Source organism: Streptomyces sp. NPDC043952, from assembly GCF_056435325.1.
The window spans coordinates 1-2656 of the sequence record NZ_JBWKES010000071.1 but is presented as its reverse complement, the minus strand read 5'-3'; the positions used below and the strand labels follow the sequence as shown (position 1 = coordinate 2656).

At 69.2% G+C, this 2656-nt stretch carries 2 protein-coding genes; both read left to right on the top strand.

From position 1 onward, the window contains the following. Nucleotides 1–1587: 2-oxoacid:acceptor oxidoreductase subunit alpha (locus AC069R_RS34000; protein ID WP_478770553.1), on the top strand; the 1587-nt coding region annotated here is incomplete at its 5' end. Beyond that, nucleotides 1580–2641: a 2-oxoacid:ferredoxin oxidoreductase subunit beta gene (locus AC069R_RS33995; RefSeq protein ID WP_478770552.1), complete on the top strand. Its 1062-nt coding sequence runs from the start codon at nt 1580–1582 to the stop codon at nt 2639–2641. The genes AC069R_RS34000 and AC069R_RS33995, both read left to right, overlap by 8 nt. Nucleotides 2642–2656: the final 15 nt, after the last annotated feature.

Below are 2656 nucleotides of genomic sequence, written 5' to 3'. Positions count from 1 at the left end.
CTGAAGGCCAATATCGGCGATCTCCCGCGTGGCGCGGAGGTCATCGTGGACACGGACGGGTTCACCGGGCGGGCCCTGCAGAAGGTCGGCTACGCCACCTCGCCGCTGGACGACGGTTCCCTGGACGCCTACCACCTGCACCCGGTACCGCTGACCACGCTGACGGTTCAGGCCCTCAGGGAGTTCGACCTGTCCCGCAAGGAGGCCGAGCGCAGCAAGAACATGTTCGCGCTCGGTCTGCTGTCGTGGATGTACCACCGGCCCACGGAGGGCACGGAGCGGTTTTTGGCGTCGAAGTTCGCGAAGAAGCCGCAGATCATGGCGGCGAACATCGCGGCGTTGCGGGCGGGCTGGAACTTCGGGGAGACCACGGAGGACTTCGCCGTCTCCTACGAGGTCGCCCCGGCCGCGGCCGCGTTCGCGCCCGGCACCTACCGCAACATCTCCGGCAACCTCGCCCTGGCCTACGGTCTGATCACCGCTTCCCGGCAGGCCGACCTGCCCCTGTTCCTGGGCTCCTACCCGATCACGCCGGCCTCGGACATCCTGCACGAGCTGAGCCGGCACAAGAACTTCGGGGTGCGCACCTTCCAGGCCGAGGACGAGATCGCCGGCATCGGCGCCGCCCTGGGAGCCGCGTTCGGCGGATCGCTGGCGGTGACGACCACCTCCGGTCCCGGTGTCGCGCTCAAGAGCGAGACGGTCGGGCTGGCCGTCTCGCTGGAGCTGCCGCTGCTGGTGGTGGACATCCAGCGCGGCGGGCCCTCCACCGGCCTGCCGACCAAGACCGAGCAGGCGGACCTTCTGCAGGCGATGTACGGGCGCAACGGCGAGGCACCGGTACCGGTCCTCGCGCCGCGCACCCCGGCGGACTGCTTCGACGCCGCCCTGGAAGCCGCCCGGATCGCCCTGGCCTACCGCACCCCGGTGATGCTGCTCTCCGACGGCTACCTCGCCAACGGCTCCGAGCCCTGGCGCATCCCCGACATCGGCGAACTGCCCGACCTGCGCGTCCAGTTCACCACCACCCCCAACCACACCCTCGCCGACGGCACCGACGTCTTCTGGCCCTACAAACGCGACCCGCACACCCTCGCCCGCCCCTGGGCGGTGCCGGGCACGCCCGGCCTGGAGCACCGTATCGGCGGGATCGAGAAGCAGGACGGCACCGGCGACATCTCCTACGACCCCGCCAACCACGACTTCATGGTCCGCACCCGCCAGGCCAGGATCGACGGCATCACCGTCCCCGACCTGGAGGTGGACGACCCGCACAGCGCCCGCACCCTGGTCCTGGGCTGGGGCTCGACCTACGGCCCCATCACCGCGGCGGTACGCAGACTGCGCGCGGCCGGCGACACGATCGCCCAGGCCCACCTGCGCCACCTCAACCCCTTCCCCGCCAACCTCGGCGCGGTCCTCGCCCGCTACGACAAAGTCGTCATCCCCGAGATGAACCTCGGCCAGCTGGCCACCCTGATCCGCGCGAAATACCTCATCGACGCCCACTCCTACAACCAGGTCAACGGCATGCCGTTCAAGGCACGGCAACTCGCCACCGCGCTGAAGGAGGCCATCGATGACTGACACCGCCAACCCACTCCTGCAGCTGGTGCCCCGCGCCGAGGCCAGGCAGTCGATGAAGGACTTCAAATCGGACCAGGAAGTACGCTGGTGCCCCGGCTGCGGCGACTACGCCATCCTCGCCGCCGTCCAGGGCTTCATGCCCGAACTCGGCCTGGCCAAGGAGAACATCGTCTTCGTCTCCGGCATCGGCTGCTCCTCCCGCTTCCCGTACTACATGAACACCTACGGGATGCACTCCATCCACGGCCGCGCCCCCGCCATCGCCACCGGCCTCGCCGCCAGCCGACGCGATCTGTCCGTATGGGTCGTCACCGGCGACGGCGACGCGCTCTCCATCGGCGGCAACCACCTCATCCACGCCCTGCGCCGCAACGTCAACCTCAAGATCCTCCTCTTCAACAACCGGATCTACGGCCTGACCAAGGGCCAGTACTCACCCACCTCCGAGACCGGCAAGATCACCAAATCGACGCCCATGGGCTCGCTCGACGCACCCTTCAACCCGGTCTCCCTCGCCCTCGGCGCCGAAGCCACCTTCGTGGCCCGCACCATCGACTCCGACCGCAGACACCTCACCGACATCCTGCGCGCCGCCGCCGACCACCCCGGCACCGCACTGGTCGAGATCTACCAGAACTGCAACATCTTCAACGACGGCGCCTTCGACACCCTGAAGGACAAGCAGCAGGCCGAGGAAGCACTGATCCGCCTGACCCACGGGCAGCCGATCCGGTTCGGAGCCGAGGCAGAGCGCGGCGTCGTGCGCGACCGGGCCACCGGCGACCTCCACGTGGTCACCGTCACCCCGGACAACGAGGCCGACGTCCTCGTCCACGACGCCCACGCCGCCTCCCCCACCACCGCCTTCGCCCTCTCCCGCCTCGCCGACCCCGACACCCTCCACCACACCCCCATCGGCGTCTTCCGCGACACCCGACGCCCCGTCTACGACGAACAGATGAGCGAACAACTCGACACCGCCCTCGAACAGAAAGGCAAAGGCGACCTCGCCGCACTCCTCGCAGGCAGCGACACCTGGACCGTCACCGGCTGACACCGACACCGGCCG